The 12487-nt window shown below is 71.3% G+C and carries 14 protein-coding genes; 8 read left to right on the forward strand and 6 right to left on the reverse strand.

The window, feature by feature from the left end; all coding sequences use genetic code 11:
* A complete protein-coding gene (gene rlmB / locus NR111_RS04260) occupies positions 1-969 on the forward strand; it encodes a 23S rRNA (guanosine(2251)-2'-O)-methyltransferase RlmB (RefSeq protein WP_069390413.1) in 969 nt (322 codons plus the stop codon).
* A 307-nt stretch (positions 970-1276) separates the two neighbouring features.
* Here the strand turns inward: rlmB and NR111_RS04265 are convergent, their stop codons facing one another.
* The 5 genes from NR111_RS04265 to otsB form a co-directional block, all read right to left on the reverse strand.
* Positions 1277-2320 carry an aminoglycoside phosphotransferase family protein gene (locus NR111_RS04265; protein WP_256820022.1) on the reverse strand — a complete coding sequence of 348 codons (1044 nt, stop codon included), beginning with the start codon at positions 2318-2320 and terminating at the stop codon, positions 1277-1279.
* Positions 2317-3165: a metal ABC transporter permease gene (locus NR111_RS04270; RefSeq protein ID WP_120284652.1), complete on the reverse strand. Its 849-nt coding sequence runs from the start codon at positions 3163-3165 to the stop codon at positions 2317-2319. The genes NR111_RS04265 and NR111_RS04270 overlap by 4 nt, the downstream gene beginning before the upstream one ends.
* On the reverse strand, positions 3165-4064 hold the full coding sequence (locus NR111_RS04275) for a metal ABC transporter ATP-binding protein (RefSeq protein WP_374210684.1): 900 nt from the start codon (positions 4062-4064) through the stop codon (positions 3165-3167). Before NR111_RS04275 ends, NR111_RS04270 begins: the two co-directional genes overlap by 1 nt.
* A complete protein-coding gene (locus tag NR111_RS04280) occupies positions 4054-5067 on the reverse strand; it encodes a metal ABC transporter solute-binding protein, Zn/Mn family (protein WP_256820023.1) in 1014 nt (337 codons plus the stop codon). Before NR111_RS04280 ends, NR111_RS04275 begins: the two co-directional genes overlap by 11 nt.
* 83 nt (positions 5068-5150) lie before the next feature.
* The gene (gene otsB, locus NR111_RS04285) at positions 5151-5909 is read right to left on the reverse strand and encodes a trehalose-phosphatase (RefSeq protein ID WP_206473795.1); all 759 of its coding nucleotides are present in this window, start codon (positions 5907-5909) and stop codon (positions 5151-5153) included.
* A 229-nt stretch (positions 5910-6138) separates the two neighbouring features.
* Here otsB and ehuB point away from each other — a divergent pair, with 229 nt between their 5' ends.
* The 6 genes from ehuB to NR111_RS04315 all read left to right on the forward strand — a co-directional run bounded on the left by ehuB (position 6139) and on the right by NR111_RS04315 (position 11430).
* Complete coding sequence (gene ehuB, locus NR111_RS04290) at positions 6139-6990, forward strand: ectoine/hydroxyectoine ABC transporter substrate-binding protein EhuB (protein ID WP_256820026.1); 852 nt, start codon at positions 6139-6141, stop codon at positions 6988-6990.
* Positions 6991-7019: 29 nt separating this feature from the next.
* Positions 7020-7751 carry an ectoine/hydroxyectoine ABC transporter permease subunit EhuC gene (gene ehuC / locus NR111_RS04295; protein WP_067711660.1) on the forward strand — a complete coding sequence of 244 codons (732 nt, stop codon included), beginning with the start codon at positions 7020-7022 and terminating at the stop codon, positions 7749-7751.
* A complete protein-coding gene (gene ehuD / locus NR111_RS04300; protein ID WP_182633759.1) occupies positions 7748-8392 on the forward strand; it encodes an ectoine/hydroxyectoine ABC transporter permease subunit EhuD in 645 nt (214 codons plus the stop codon). Before ehuC ends, ehuD begins: the two co-directional genes overlap by 4 nt.
* Before the next feature lie 49 nt (positions 8393-8441).
* A complete protein-coding gene (gene ehuA, locus NR111_RS04305; RefSeq protein WP_256820137.1) occupies positions 8442-9203 on the forward strand; it encodes an ectoine/hydroxyectoine ABC transporter ATP-binding protein EhuA in 762 nt (253 codons plus the stop codon).
* Between the two features lie 86 nt (positions 9204-9289).
* The gene (locus NR111_RS04310; RefSeq protein ID WP_256820029.1) at positions 9290-10765 is read left to right on the forward strand and encodes an amidase; all 1476 of its coding nucleotides are present in this window, start codon (positions 9290-9292) and stop codon (positions 10763-10765) included.
* Positions 10762-11430 (forward strand): GntR family transcriptional regulator, encoded by a 669-nt coding sequence (locus NR111_RS04315; protein ID WP_256820030.1) that lies wholly within the window; start codon positions 10762-10764, stop codon positions 11428-11430. Before NR111_RS04310 ends, NR111_RS04315 begins: the two co-directional genes overlap by 4 nt.
* A gap of 29 nt (positions 11431-11459) precedes the next feature.
* Here NR111_RS04315 and NR111_RS04320 read toward each other — a convergent pair whose 3' ends face one another.
* Positions 11460-12074, reverse strand: coding sequence for a response regulator transcription factor (locus tag NR111_RS04320; protein WP_206473798.1), 615 nt, complete (start codon positions 12072-12074; stop codon positions 11460-11462).
* A gap of 97 nt (positions 12075-12171) precedes the next feature.
* Between NR111_RS04320 and NR111_RS04325 the strand changes: the two genes are divergently transcribed.
* Positions 12172-12444: a WhiB family transcriptional regulator gene (locus tag NR111_RS04325; RefSeq protein WP_167507195.1), complete on the forward strand. Its 273-nt coding sequence runs from the start codon at positions 12172-12174 to the stop codon at positions 12442-12444.
* The last annotated feature ends 43 nt before the right edge of the window (positions 12445-12487 follow it).

Consider the following 12487-nt stretch of genomic DNA (forward strand, 5'->3'; position numbering starts at 1 on the left):
ATGGCGGGCAATTCGAGCCGGCGCGGAGCGATCCGCAAATCCGGCACCAAGAAGGGACAGGTCGTCGGCTCCGGCGGCCAGCGCCGTCGCGGGCTCGAGGCGCGCGGCGCCACCCCCAAGGCCGAGGACCGGACCTACCACCCGGCGCACCGCAAGGCCAAGGCCGCCTCGCGGAAGTCGGACGGTGCCCAGCAGCGCCGCCAGTACGCCCAGAAGAAGGCCGACGGGCCCGAACTCGTGGTGGGCCGCAACCCGGTCGTGGAGTGCCTGCGCGCCGGAGTCCCGGCGACGGCACTGTTCGTGGCCGTGGGGGCCGACAACGACGAGCGGCTCACCGAGGCCGTGCGGTTCGCCGCGGACAAGGGGATCTCGATCCTCGAGGTGCCCCGCCACGATCTCGACCGGATGACCTCCAACGGCATGCACCAGGGGATCGGTCTCCAGGTACCACCCTACGAGTACGCCGACCCGGACGACCTCATCCAGAGCGCCATGCACTCCTCGAAGCCGGCCCTGCTGGTGGCACTGGACAACATCACCGACACGCGCAACCTCGGTGCCGTCATCCGCTCGGTCGCGGCCTTCGGTGGGCACGGCGTGCTGATCCCCGAGCGGCGCAGCGCGTCCATCACCGCGGTGGCCTGGCGCACCTCGGCCGGCGCCGCGGCCCGCCTACCCGTGGCCAAGGCGACCAACCTCAACCGGACGCTGCTCGACTGGGCCAAGCAGGGCGCGCAGCTCGTCGGCCTGGACGCCGGGGGCGACGTCTCGCTGGACGACTACGACGGCACCGGCCCCACGGTCATCGTCGTGGGCTCCGAGGGCAAGGGCCTGTCCCGCCTCGTCCGCGAGAACTGCGACTCGATCCTGTCCATCCCGATCGCGTCCGAGGTCGAGAGCCTCAACGCCTCGGTGGCGGCGGGCGTCGTGCTCTCGGAGTTCGCCCGCCAGCGGCGCGTCAAGCGCTGACCCGCCGGGACTGGCGCCCGGCCCGCCGGCCCGCCGGCCGGCCAGCGCGCTGGTCCGCGGGCCCGGCCCGCCAGCCCGCTGGTCCGCGGCATCCGCTACCGCGCCTGGCGTCTCGCACGCACGCCTGAACGTTCGCTCGTTGGCATGGCGTCTGGCCTGCCCCGGTGCGCGCGCGAGACGCCATGCCGACGAGCGGCTGTGGGCTGGCCGAGCAGGCGCGTGAGCGAGACGCCAGGCGCGGGAGCGGCTGTGGATGCGGGCGCAGGTCGGGCGCAGATCGGGCGCAGGGGCTGTCCCGCGGAGGGTGTCAGGCCCGCGGCCGGCGCGGGGAGCGGCACCGGTCGAACGCCGACCGGGCGTGCTCCCAGGACTCCACCCCGTAGTACAGGTGGCCGGCGATCATGTAGAGCGCAGCGAATCGCTGGTAGGTCCACGCCCGGTCGAGGAAGGTCTCGTCGGCCCGGCCGGTGTAGTGGGCCAGCACGTCCTCGACGAAGCGCGGGCCGTATTCGTACAGCTCGGCGAAGTCGACGGCCGGGTCGCCCAGGCACATGTCGGTGAAGTCGATGAGGCCGAGCCTCCCGGGCCCACTGACCCCGCCGGCCCCGCCGGCCGCCTGCCCGCGGTCCCAGTACAGGTGTCGGACGTAGACGTCGTTGTGCAGCAGCACCCGCGGTAGCAGGGTGGACTGCAGCGCCCCGACCTCGTCGCAGATCTCCCGGGCCGTGGCCATCTCGGCGTCGGTGAACACCGCCGGCAGGTTGTTGTCCACGATCCCGCGGACGAAGTCCAGGTTCTCCGGCTGGTAGGAGTGGGGCACCCGGTCGATCGGGGGCGCCGAGGTGTCCTGGATGTGCAGCGCGGCCAGCAGCGCGCCGAGTTGGGCGGCGAGCGTCGTCCTCGCGGTGGCGGGCAGGCTGTCGAACAGCTCCGGGGTGAGGCGCTGCCCGCGCACCAGCGGGTACCCGGCGAAGCGGCCGTGCGCGGGTACGTGGGAGTAGTGGGGGAGGGCGGCGTCGACGCGTCCCGCCAGGTGGTCGAGGACCGCGATCTCGGTCGGCAGCTGCGCGAGGGCCTGGTCGTCGGCGGGGAACCGGAACACCAGGTCGCGGTGGCCGTGCGCATCCGCCCCGGAGCACCCGCGGCAGATCATCACGACGTGGTCCCAGCCCTCGTCGATCCGCTCGGCGGAGTCCCAGGTCAGGGTTGGGTAGTCGGCCCGGATGGCCTCGAGTTCGGTGGCATCGTCGGGCGCCACGGCAGCACCGTCCGGCCCGGCACCGTCCGGCCCGGCACCGTCCGGCCCGGCACCGTCCGGCTCAGCACCGCCCGCCCCGGCGCCCGCGTTCATCGCCGCACCGCCGCGACACCGCGGCACGCGAGGTAGATGACGAACGAGATCGTGGTGACGAACACCGAGACCGGCACGCCCGGCGCGAGGGAGAGCAGCATCCCCCCGACGGCCGCGATCTCGGCGAACAGGATCGTCAGCCCGATCGCCCGCAACGGGCTGGAGGTGACAGCGGCTGCGGCGGCGGCCGGCGTGATGAGCAGGGACAGGACCAACAGTGCGCCGACGACCTGCACGGCCTGCGCGGCGGCCAGTCCCACGAGCACGGCGAAGACCATGTTGATGGCCCGCACCGGGACGCCCCGCGCCTCGGCGACCTCGGGGTCGGCCGACGAGAACACCAGTGGCCGGTACAGCACGATCAGCGCGCCCACGATGATGGCCGCGACCACCGCCATCTGCACCAGCCCGTGCTCGGATACTCCCACGATCTGCCCGGTGAGCAGGGAGAAGCTCGTCCCCGAGCGGCCGGGGTAGAGATGGATGAACAACACGGCCAGGCCGAGTCCGAACGCCAGCACGACGCCGATGGAACTGTCGCGCTGGGAGGCACGCGAGCCCATGAGGCCGAACATGAGGGCGGCGATCACCGACCCCACGATCGCACCGAGGCCCAGGTTGAGCCCGAACAACAGCGCGGCGGCGGCGCCGGTGAGGGCGAGCTCGCTGGCGCCGTGCACGGAGAACGACATCTGCCGCATCACGATGAACGGCCCGATCGCCCCGGAGAGCAGGCCGAGCAGCGCGATCGCGGCGAGGCCGAAGAGCACGAAGTCCTGCTCCAGCAGGTACGCGGTGGTCTCGGTGTCGGCGATGGACCCGAGGATCTCGAGCAGTCGGTCCATCAGTGCGCTCCGTGTCCGTGGTCGTGGCCGCCTGCGGCGTCCTCGTGGTGGTGGTGCCCGCTCGACCAGGGTTCGGCGACGAGGTGCTGGGTGTCGCCCACCACGACGATCTGTCCGCGCACGCGCAGGACCTCGACGGGGGAGGAGTACAGCTCGGACATGACCTCGGTGGTGAAGACCTCGTCCGGGGTGCCGATGCGGTGCCGCCCGTCGACCAGGTAGACGATCCGGTCGACCATCGGCAGCACCGGGTTGATCTCGTGGGTGACGAACACGACCGCGGTGTCGTGCTCGCGGCGTCGGTGGTCGAGTACGGAGGCGACGGTGCGTTGACCGGTGAGGTCGAGGCTGAGCAGCGGTTCGTCACAGAGCATGACGCACGGGTCGCACGCGATGGCCTGGGCGACCCGCACGCGTTGTTGCTCGCCGCCGGACATCCGGCCCAGGGGCTTGTCGGCGAGGTTTCCGGCCTCGAGCCTCTCGAGGGCGTCGTCGACGATGTCGCGTTTCCCGGCGCGACGTGACGGCCAGCCGGGGCCCCAGCGCGTGCCGTCGATGCCCAGGGACACGAGGTCGCGTCCGCGCAGGGTGATGCCGGGGTCGAAGGCGCGCTGTTGTGGCACGTACCCGAGGTGGGTGCCGCGGTCGCCGGGGGCGCGGCCGTCGACGAGGACGGTGCCGGAGTCGGGCCGGTGTTCGCCGAGCAGCACCTTGAGCAGGGTGGACTTGCCGGCACCGTTGGGTCCGAGCACGGCGACGAACTCGCCGGGGGCGATCTCCAGGTCGAGGTCGCGGATGAGGGTGCGGCCGCCGCGGGAGACCGTCACGCCCCGCAGCGAGACGATCGGGCCGGGACCGGGGGCGCCGCGGACGTGACCCCCCGCCGGTTCAGTGGCCACCGTCGCCCACCGGGGTCGCGTCGGCCAGTGCGCCGGAGACGCCGTCGACGATCCCCGTCATCCAGCCGATGTAGTCGGCGCCCTCGGGGAGGGTCTCGGTGAGGTCGACGACGGCGAGGTCGGCGTCCTCGGCCGCGTCGCGGACGCGGGCGGTCACGGAGGTCTCGGTCTGGGTGTTGAAGGCCAGGAACGCGACCCGTCGCTCGGCCAGCAGGTCCAGCATGGCGGCGAGGTCTGCGGCGGACGGGTCGGTGTCGTCCTCGACGGAGGCGAGGAACCCGCGCGGCGTCAGGTCGGTCAGATGCGCGGCCTCGAACAAGTGCGCGCCGACCCGCTCGGTCTGGGCGTAGGGGAAGTGGCCGCGGTCGTGGATCTCGTCGAGCCGCGCCTCGAGCGGGGTCAGGGCGTCGGCGAAGGCGCGGGCGTTGTCGCGGTACTGCTCGGCGTTGCCGGAGTCGATCGCGGCGAGTTCCTCGGCCACACGCTCGGCTACGGCGGCGGCGGTGGGCAGGCTGAACCACACGTGCTCGTTGCCGGCGGCCTCGTGGGCATGGTCCGCGTGGTCCTCCTCCGCGTGGTTCAGCCCGTCCACGGCCGCACCGGTGACCCGCTCGAACTCGTCGACCCCCCGTACGACAGGGACGTCCCCGGCGTTGTCCAGCGCCATGTCGACGAAGGCGTCGTAGCCGGCGCCGTTGTAGACGACCAGGTCGGCGCCCGCGACCGCGGCGGCATCGGCAGGGCTTGCCTCGTAGGAGTGCGGGTCGGCGGCCGGGTCGGAGATCACCGACTCCACCGAGGCGTTGTCGCCGGCGACCTGCTCGGCGATGTCCGCGTAGACGGTCGTCGAGGCGACCACGGTGGGCCCGTCGTCGCCCGTGCCGGCGTCGCCGTCGGTGCCGCAGGCGGTGAGCACGCCCCCGCCCAGGAGGGCAGCCGCGGCGAGGGCCAGCGCGCGGGGCGTGCGGGCGGGGGAGGTGCGGGCGGGTGAGGAGGACGACATCACGTGGACCACTCTCGTAGTAATGGGAACCGTTGTCGTTAAGTGTAGATCCGCGACACGGCGAGTGTGTACATCCGGGGGTGTCAGCCCCGCAGATCGGCGAGGGTGTCGAGCAGCTCCACGACGGCGGGGATGTCCGCGACGCGGTGCGCGGCCGCCGTCTCGCCCTCGCCGACCTTGACGCCGACATCCTGCGGTCGCAGGCGCGCGAAGCCGCGCTCATCGGTGACGTCGTCGCCGATGAACAGCGCCACCCCCGCTCCGGTCTGCTCGACCATCGTCTCGATGGCCGCGCCCTTGCTCGCCTCCCGCACGGCGATCTCCACGACGTTCTTGCCCTCGGTGACGAACACCCCGTCGAACGCGGCGGGCCCCGCCATCGCCTCGGACTGCGCGCGGTCGCGCTCGGCGGGGTCGGCCACCGGGCGGACGTGCAGGACGGCGGCCGTCGGCTTGGACTCGACGTGCGCCCCGGGGGTACGGGAGACGATCTCCTCGAGGGCGGACCGCACCCGGGACAGCAGCGCCACCTCGTCGTCGTCGAGGGGGGAGTCGAAACCACCCTCCCACTCCGATCCGTGGCTGCCCACCAGGACCACCGGGGCGTCGGCGCCGCTCACCTCCGCCAGGGCCGCGCGGTTGCGGCCGGACAGGAGGGCGACGGTCGTCCGGGGCAGTCCCGCCAGTCTCGCCAGCGCGTCGGCTGCACCGGGGGCGGGCACGGCCTTCGTGGGGTCGTCGACGAACGGGGCGAGGGTGCCGTCGTAGTCGCACGCCACCACGAGGGTGGGGGCGTCGGCGGCGCGGCGCAGCGCCTCGTCCAGGGTCTCGGCGGTGGTCATGGACGTCAGGATAGGCGCGCCGCCCGGACCCCGGCACCGCGAAAGCGCCCGGCACGCCATGTGACGCGTGTTACGTTCAGGAGACTCAAAGGCTGAAGTCGGGCGTCGGAAGGACGTACCGGTGAGCGCAGAGGATCGGGCACCGGGTGCGCCCAGTGTCCGACCGCGACCGGAAGGTGAGAAGACCATGGCACCATCAGTGTTGAGGACATCCGTACGCCGTCGTTCGATGAGCGTGATCGCCGCCGCCGCGGTGATCGGCCTGGGGCTCACGGGCTGTACATCGACCAATTCCGACGACGACTCGAGCCTGCTGGAGACCCTGCAGGACCGCGGCAGCGTGACGGTCGGCTTCGCCGGCGAGGCGCCCTACTCATTCCAGGAGAACGGCGAGCTGACCGGCGCCACCGTCGCCCTCCACCGCGAGATCTTCGGGAATCTGGGCATCGACACCGTCGAGGGCGTGAACGCGGACTTCGGTGCCCTCATCCCCGGTCTCCAGGCCAACCGCTTCGACGTGGTCAGCGCGGGCATGTCGATCCTCCCGGAGCGCTGCGAGCAGGCCGCGTTCAGCGAGCCCGAGTTCAACTACACCACCGCCCTCATGGTCGAGGAGGGCAACCCGATGAACCTCGCGGACATGCAGTCCGTCGCCGAGAGCGGTGCGCGGCTCGCGACGATGACGGGCGCGATCGAGTCCGACTACGCCTCCGAGCTGGGTATCGAGAGCATGCAGGTCGCCACCCCCCAGGACGGGATGGACGCGGTCACCTCCGGGCGCGCCGACGTCTTCGCCCTGACCGGCATCTCGCTGAACTGGATGAAGAACAACAACCCCGACGCCCCCGTCGAGGTGACCGAGTCGTTCGTCGCGGAGATCAACGGCGAGCCGCAGGTCGGCGCGGGCGGTACCGTGTTCCGCACTGACGACCAGGAGCTCCTCGACGCCTACAACGAGGAACTGGCCAAGATCACCTCCGATCCGGAGAAGTACCTCTCCATCGTCGGCGAGTTCGGGTTCACCGAGGCGGAACTCCCCGACCCCGCGCTGACGACCGCCGACCTCTGCGCCGGCGAGTGACGGTGCACGGAGTCCGGTGACGAACGACCGTGGAAAGTAACATCGAGGCCTTCCTGGAGGCGTGGCCCCGCTTCCAGGAAGGCATCGTCACCACCATCTATCTGACACTGGGCGGTGCGGCGCTGGGCTTCGCCATGGCGCTGGTCCTCGGCGTGGCGGCCGGGTCCCGCCTCATGGTGATCCGCGGGGTGTCGAGGACGATCGTCGAGTTCTTCCGGGGCACCTCGTTGCTGGTGCAGCTGTTCTGGCTGTTCTTCGTGCTGCCGCTGCTCGGCTACGAACTCGATCCGCTCTTCTGCGGAATCCTGGCGCTGGGACTCAACTACGGCGCGTACGCCGCCGAGGTGGTCCGTGGTTCGCTGGCCGCCGTCCCGACCCCGCAGAAGGAGGCCGCGGTCGCCCTGAACTTCTCGCCCTGGCATCGCATGTCCAAGGTCGTCTTCCCGCAGGCGTGGGTGCAGATGATCCCGCCGCTGAACAACCTCCTGGTCCAGCTCCTCAAGGGGAGTGCCCTGGCCAGCTTCATCCTGCTGCAGGACCTGACCTTCCACATCGGGGAGTTGCGCCGGGTGACCGGCGATACGGTGTTCGCCTTCGGTGTCGGGCTGATCCTCTACTTCGTCATCGCGTACGTCCTCACCCTGTTCATGAATCTCCTCGAGGTCCGGGCGAAATCACGACTGGGGGCGGGGCCGTCGCTCCGTGAGGTGCTCAGCCTGCGACCCGAACGGGTCAACGAGGCAGTGGGGGTGGGCCGATGAGCGTCGACTGGAGCTGGGAACGCGCCATCGAGAGCATCCCGATCCTGCTGGAGGGGTTCCGGATCACTCTTCTGGCCACCGTCGTCGGCTTCCTCATCGCCGCGGTGCTGGGACTGCTCGTCGCGATGGTGCGTCGCGCCGCGCCCGCCGTGATCACCGTGCCCCTGCGCCTGGTCACCGAGTTCATCCGCCTGACCCCGCTCGTCGTCCAACTGTTGTTCGCGTACTTCCTGCTCCCGCAGTTCACCGCGCTGCAGATCGGCATCGCCGTGATCGGCGTGCACTACGCGACCTATATGGCGGAGGTGTACCGCGCGGGAATCGACGCGGTCCCGACCGGGCAGTGGGAGGCCGCCCGGGCGCTGTCACTCCCCGCGGGGCGCACGTGGCGCGCCGTCGTCCTGCCCCAGGCGATCCGCAACACGGTCCCCGCGCTCGGCAACTACGCGATCTCCCTGTTCAAGGACACCCCGTTCCTGTTCGCGATCACGGTGGTGGAGATGGTGACCGCCGCGCAGCAGTACGGCGCCCGCAACTTCCAGTACCTCGAGCCCATCACCCTCGCCGGGGTGATCTTCCTGCTCGCGAGCTACCCGACCTCGATCCTCATCCGCAGACTGGAGAAGTCCCTTGTCTACTGACCCCAGCACGCCGACGCGGCCGAGCACGCCGACAGGCGGCGAGTCGCCGATGGTGGTGTTCGAGAAGGTGGTCAAGCAGTTCGGCGACCACGTGGTCCTGGACCACCTCGACTTCACCGTGCAGCGGGGCGAGCGGGTCGCGCTGATCGGCCCCAGCGGGTCGGGCAAGACGACGATCCTGCGCCTGCTGATGACCCTCGAGGAGGCGAACGACGGCGTGATCTGGGTGGAGGGCGAACCCCTGACCCACCAGTTCAAGGGCGACACGCTGGTCAAGGCCTCCCAGAAGCACCTGCGCGCCGTCCGCTCGAAGATCGGGATGGTGTTCCAGCAGTTCAACCTGTTCCCCAACATGACGGTGCTCGAGAACATCACCGAGGCGCAGATCCACGTCCTGGGGCGGTCCAAGGGGGAGGCGGTGGAGCGGGCACGTGAGCTCCTCGACACGGTCGGTCTCGCGGACAAGGAGAACGCCCACCCGACCACGCTGTCGGGCGGGCAGCAGCAGCGGGTCGCCATCGCCCGGGCGCTGGCGATGGATCCCGATATCCTGCTCCTCGACGAGGTCACCTCGGCTCTCGATCCCGAGCTGGTCGCCGACGTGCTCGGCGTGTTGCGGATGATCGCCGAGTCCACCGACATCACGATGCTCATCGTGACCCACGAGATGGGGTTCGCCCGCGACGTGGCCGACCGCGTGCTGGTGTTCGATCAGGGCAAGATCGTGGAGGAGGGCACCCCCGAGGCCATCTTCACCGATCCCAAGCAGGACCGGACACGCACGTTCCTCAAGGCCGTCCTCGAACGGTGACCCGCGCCGTGTGGCGAGACGCTTGACCGTGCCCCGGTCGCCTGTAGGATTGTCGACAATCAGACGGTTCCATGGAAGGCGCGCCGATGACCCTGTCGCACACGGCCCTCGAACTGGCCGACGGCTACCGCCGGGGCGAACTCTCCCCGGTTGATGCCGCCGAGGAGGTGCTCACCGCGATCTATCGGGTCGACGGCGAGATCAACGCCTTCTGTCACGTCGACCGTGACGCGACGCTGACGGCCGCGCGGTCGTCCGAGGAGCGGTACCGCCGAGGTGAACCGCTCAGCCCGCTCGACGGCGTCCCCACCACGATCAAGGACATCTTCTACACCCGCGGCGTCCCGACGCTCCGGGGTTCCCGCCTCCTGGCCGACAAGCCCGGTGCGTCCGATCCCGCCTCGTGGCCCGACGACGCCCCCGTCACGTCGGCGGTCGGCGAGGCCGGGTGCGTGGTGATCGGCAAGACCACCACCCCGGAGTTCGCGTGGAAGGGGGTCACGGACAACACGCTCACCGGGATCACCCGTAATCCGCACGACCCGGGCCTCACCCCGGGCGGATCCAGCGGCGGGGCGGCGGCCGCGGTCGCCGCCGGGCTCGGCCAGCTCGCGCTGGGCACCGACGGCGGCGGGTCGGTGCGCATCCCCGCCGCGTTCTGCGGGATCGTGGCGCTCAAGCCCACCTACGGCGTGATCCCCATGTTCCCGTCCAGCCCGTTCGGCACGCTCGCGCACGCCGGGCCGATGACCCGCACGGTCGCCGACACGGCGGCGTTCATGGACACCCTCCTGCGTCCGGACCCCCGCGACTGGTCGGCGGTGCCGGCGCGCGCGACGACCCCCGGTCCGGGCGGGTACCTCGCCGCGGCCGTCGACGGCTCGCGCGGGGACCGCCCACTCGAGGGCCTGCGCGTCGCGTACAGCCCCGACCTCGGTTTCGGTACCACCGACCCGGAGGTCGAGCGGGAGGTCGGACGCGCGGTCGCCGTGCTGGAATCGCTGGGGGCGCGGGTCGAGACTGTCGACCCCGGGATCACCGATCCGGTCGACGCGTTCCACGTCCTGTGGTTCGCCGGACTCGCCGCGGTCCTCGCGCCCCACGGGCCGGGCGCCGTCGACCACGTCGACCCGTCGATGCGCGAGGCGCTGGGGCGGTACCACGACTACTCCGCCGCCGACTATCTCGACGCCGTGGCGGTGCGGATGGCCCTGGGCGCGCGGATGGCCGACTTCCACCAAGCCCACGACATCCTCATCACGCCCACCACGCCGATCGCCGCCTTCGCCGTGGGATCGGACGTGCCGCCGGGCTGGGACAGTCCCGACTGGACGTCGTGGACGCCGTACACCTATCCGTTCAACATGACCCAGCAGCCGGCGCTGAGCGTCCCCTGCGGGACGACCGACGCGGGCCTCCCGGTGGGGCTGCAGGTGGTGGGTGCGCGGTTCGAGGACCGACTGGTGGTCCGGGTCGGTGCCGCACTCGAAGCCGCGCTCGGTCAGGTCGTGCCCACCCCGCGGGTCCACGCGGCGGGGCGTCCGGGGGACGGTCGGCCGTGATCGACTCGACCGCGGGACTGGAACCCGTCGTCCAGGAGTCGACGCCGTCCCTCATCGCACGCGCTCTCCGGAGGGGCATCGCGGACGGCTCCCTGGCCCCCGGGACGCAGCTCGGCGAGGCCGCTCTCGCACGCTCGCTCGGCGTGAGTCGCGGCCCGCTGCGCGAGGCGATGCAGCGGCTCACCCAGGAGGGGTTGCTCGTCTCGCACCGCAATCGCGGACTGTTCGTCGCCGACCTGACGCCCGACGCCGTCGAGGACATGTACCTGCTGCGGACGACCATCGAGACCGGCGCTCTGGAGCGGGTGCTCGAACTGGGTCTGGGGGAGGCCACGGCCGACGCCCTCGACGCGGCCGTCGACGCGATGGCGGCGCTGGCCGACGAACCCCGGTCCGCGGCCATGGTGGCGGCGGATCTGGACTTCCACCACGCGCTGGTGGAGGCCGCGCGGAGCCCGCGGTTGTCGCGGGTGCACGAGACCGTGGTGGTGGAGACGAGCATGTGCCTCCACGCGATGCGCAGCACCTATACCGACTCCGCGTCCAGGCTCGCGGAGCACCGGGCGATCGCGGACGCGGTGCGCTCCGGTGACCGGCTCCGGGCCCGTTCGTTGCTCGTCGACCACATGCGGGACGGGCTGGCCAGGGTCAGCGAGGGCGCGTAGCTCAGGGGAGGGCGGTCAGGGCACGGCGGTCAGTGGCTCGACCCGAGGCCGTTGCGCAGTGCCCACGCCACGGCCTGCGGCCGGGTCGTCACCCCGATCTTGCGGTAGGCGTCCCGGATGTAGGACTTCACGGTGTTGATCGACAGGTAGCAGGCCGCGGTGATCTCCTCGTTCGACCGGCCCTGGGTGATGAGTGCGAGCATCTCCGCCTCCCGAGGGGTCAGGCCCACACCTCCGGTGGGCCACGGCGCGGCCGGCCCGGAGTCCTCCCGGTCGATCACCGTGACCCGCTCACCGGCAGCGATGCGTTCGATACCGCTGACCAGCTCGTCCCCGATCAGGGACTTGGCGAGAAAACCCCGGGCCCCGGCCGCCAGCGCCTCGTCGACGGCCCGCGGATCGGTGATGAACGAGTAGACCGCCACCGCGCCGATCTGCGGGTCACGGGCCATTTCGGCGCACCGCTGCTGCCACCCGGGGCCGGAGCCGAAGGTGTCGAACAACGCGACGTCGACCGGCGTGGCCACGTCGGTCGCGTGATGGGTCGGCACCACCTGTACCCGGTCGGCATACGGGCCCAACAGGGCTTCCACGCCGGCGACGACCAGCGAGTAGTCGTTGACCACCGAGACCCGGACCTTCATGAAGGAACATTAGCAGTTGTGACCCATCCCACCCCTGGGGGTGTGCCGAATCCCCCCGGGACATCGGAAGCTGGACCGGACGGCGAGGGGAACCATGATGCAGACCGCGATGACCAGACTCGACGATCGGTGGGCGTGGGCCGACTCCGGGATGTGCCGCGAGATCCCGGACCTGTTCTACAACTCGGAGGACGAGGCCAAGTCGACGCGGCGCCGCAAGGAGGCCGCCGCCAAGAAGCTCTGCGGGCAGTGTCCCGTCATCGACGCGTGCCGTCAGCACGCGATGGCCCAGCGTGAGTTGTACGGCGTCTGGGGCGGGATGACCGAGGCCGAGCGTCACCGCCGGGCCGGCCGCGTCCGCACCGGCTAGGGGAGCAGGAGGGCCGGCCCGGCGCGGGTCGGCTCAGTGTGAA

Source organism: Dietzia sp. Die43 (assembly GCF_024519835.1).
Classification (GTDB): domain Bacteria; phylum Actinomycetota; class Actinomycetes; order Mycobacteriales; family Mycobacteriaceae; genus Dietzia; species Dietzia kunjamensis.

Coding starts and splice junctions, on each gene's coding strand:
- otsB (WP_206473795.1), bottom strand. CDS start 5,909: ATGACCACCGCCGAGACCCTGGACGAGGCGCTGCGCCGCGCCGCCGAC.
- ehuD (WP_182633759.1), top strand. CDS start 7,748: ATGAGCGTCGACTGGAGCTGGGAACGCGCCATCGAGAGCATCCCGATC.
- NR111_RS04320 (WP_206473798.1), bottom strand. CDS start 12,074: ATGAAGGTCCGGGTCTCGGTGGTCAACGACTACTCGCTGGTCGTCGCC.
- ehuB (WP_256820026.1), top strand. CDS start 6,139: ATGAGCGTGATCGCCGCCGCCGCGGTGATCGGCCTGGGGCTCACGGGC.
- NR111_RS04280 (WP_256820023.1), bottom strand. CDS start 5,067: ATGTCGTCCTCCTCACCCGCCCGCACCTCCCCCGCCCGCACGCCCCGC.
- ehuA (WP_256820137.1), top strand. CDS start 8,442: ATGGTGGTGTTCGAGAAGGTGGTCAAGCAGTTCGGCGACCACGTGGTC.
- NR111_RS04270 (WP_120284652.1), bottom strand. CDS start 3,165: ATGGACCGACTGCTCGAGATCCTCGGGTCCATCGCCGACACCGAGACC.
- NR111_RS04265 (WP_256820022.1), bottom strand. CDS start 2,320: ATGAACGCGGGCGCCGGGGCGGGCGGTGCTGAGCCGGACGGTGCCGGG.
- rlmB (WP_069390413.1), top strand. CDS start 1: ATGGCGGGCAATTCGAGCCGGCGCGGAGCGATCCGCAAATCCGGCACC.
- NR111_RS04325 (WP_167507195.1), top strand. CDS start 12,172: ATGCAGACCGCGATGACCAGACTCGACGATCGGTGGGCGTGGGCCGAC.
- NR111_RS04310 (WP_256820029.1), top strand. CDS start 9,290: ATGACCCTGTCGCACACGGCCCTCGAACTGGCCGACGGCTACCGCCGG.